Here is a 1,875-nt window from a genome sequence, read left to right on the forward strand (position 1 = left end):
CAGTGGCGAGCTTATGGATCTGGAGACGGCGAACCCCACCGTTATCGAGCATTCGCGCAGGCAGTGGCAAGGTCTCGCAGCCACCATGCGTGCACGTCAGCTCACCTCCCGACCAACCGATGAAGTGGCCGAGATGCTGCGCATGCGGTTCGACGACAAGAAAGCCTTGCGGACGATCGGAGAACACTTCAACGTCACGCACTCGACAGTCAGCAACATCGTCCAGAAGGCCGAATCCGTCATGAACGACGTGCCGGCCGCCCATGCCTGGACCGATGCACTCATTCCGACGTACGCCTGACCCATCCAAAAAGGTGACCCTGACAATGCTCCAACACCGCCAGGGTCGATGACCACAGACAGCCACCGTCCGCAAGATCGAAGGAGCCTCGTTGTGAACACCCCCACCCTGGACCGTAAACCCCGCCCTGCCTCGTACACCGAATACCTGCACCGGCAACTGTTCTCCGACTTCCAAGAGCCACCCGTGGCCCTGACCGAACACCGCCCCCGCCGTTAGATGCCTCCACACGTGCGCCGACCGCCGAATCTCGTTGGCGGCGCACGTGTGAGGTATCTGTGTTAGGTATCTGGCGATAAACTGCCCGTATTGTCCCTGCCGAGAGCAAAAAAGACGGTGATCGAGTTGACCGATATGGCCGCCGCCCGCGCCTGGGTCATCGAGCGACTCCGATTCCCCCAACGATCACCACGCACCACCGCAGTCTTCGACTGGACAGCCGTCAGCCCGTCCACACAATCCACTGTCGCGGCACAGTCGTCCACGATCATCGACCCGAACGAACTTCTCGCTCAACCGAGCTGGTGGCGCACCCTGACCGGAAAGCCCCGCGGCGCCGCGCAACTGACCACGCAGCAGCGTGAGGAACTGCGCCGCGCCTACTCGTCGTTGCATTGGCCGTTGCGCGAGGAAGGCCCCGAGATCCGGCTCGTCGCAATCGCGGAAAATGTTGTCGCACGGATCATCTCCGACCCATCCTGGACACACCCCATGCTCGACGGACACCGATCCGTTCTCGGTTTCACCATGGAACTGCACATGATCGCGTCCGCCGCGCACGAACTACTCCGCCTTCGGTCCACGACACCAACGCTGCCGGTAGACGACGGCACCGACCAGCTCGCCCGAGCGAGGGCCGAGTGGGACCGCCGGCACGTCGTCGCCGCCCAAGCCGAAGCCGCACTCGTCGACCGGATTGCCGCGCTGCGAACCTACGAACAAGCCCTCACCCCGATCGGGGCCGCACTGCACAATCTGCAGGCAGTGACCGAGCTGGCAGCCGGAGCCGCGGACGTGGACCGAGTTCTTCAGACAGATCACCGGCTCCGAATACGCCGCCGGCCACACCACCGCCATGCGAGACGACATCGACGACGTCTGTCGTACCGGCCAAGGATCCGGTCGACGGTTGGCTGGGCGTTGATTCCTGCGGCATCGAGGACCGATTGCGGGCTCCCGCACAGTTCGGTGCTGTCGATCGCGTTGCCCTCACCGGTATGACCTGTGTATTCCAGGAGTCCTTGCATCTGCTCAGTGGTGAGTCCAGCCTGATGCTGACGAAGAACGAAATCGGAATACGGCAAACACATCGCCTGTTGAACCGCTTTAGGTGCCGTGGTGCCCGAAAACCCGTCGAACATCCGACCGACGCCCATGGCCGTGCCGACAAGCAACGCTCCGCCGACGAATCCGCCGACCACGATTGTCAGTGCAACGGCCGCCCGGACGGTCCCCTCTCTCCCGAAACCGTGCTCAAACTCAACAAAGCACTCGCGATCGCACTCGGATTGCCTTGAGAACCTCACCGTACAACTATGGTCACACAGCCGAAGGTCAACGGCAGCTTGGTCAGC

3 protein-coding genes and 1 pseudogene are annotated in these 1,875 nt (G+C 62.6%); all 4 read left to right on the top strand.

Features of this window, described 5'->3' with window-relative positions:
• Positions 1 to 301, top strand: a pseudogene (locus tag RhoBH5_RS32470) (DUF2637 domain-containing protein); the annotation flags it as partial.
• Between the two features lie 93 nt (positions 302 to 394).
• Entirely contained in the window at positions 395 to 520 is a 126-nt protein-coding gene (locus RhoBH5_RS32475) for a hypothetical protein (RefSeq protein WP_270009629.1), read from the top strand.
• A gap of 90 nt (positions 521 to 610) precedes the next feature.
• Entirely contained in the window at positions 611 to 1,522 is a 912-nt protein-coding gene (locus RhoBH5_RS32480) for a hypothetical protein (protein WP_270009630.1), read from the top strand.
• Positions 1,519 to 1,818: a hypothetical protein gene (locus tag RhoBH5_RS32485; RefSeq protein ID WP_270009631.1), complete on the top strand. Its 300-nt coding sequence runs from the start codon at positions 1,519 to 1,521 to the stop codon at positions 1,816 to 1,818. The genes RhoBH5_RS32480 and RhoBH5_RS32485 overlap by 4 nt, the downstream gene beginning before the upstream one ends.
• Positions 1,819 to 1,875: the final 57 nt, after the last annotated feature.

The sequence above is a fragment of the Rhodococcus sp. BH5 genome, from assembly GCF_027583855.1.
In the GTDB taxonomy this organism is placed as follows: Bacteria; Actinomycetota; Actinomycetes; order Mycobacteriales; family Mycobacteriaceae; genus Rhodococcus_F; species Rhodococcus_F qingshengii.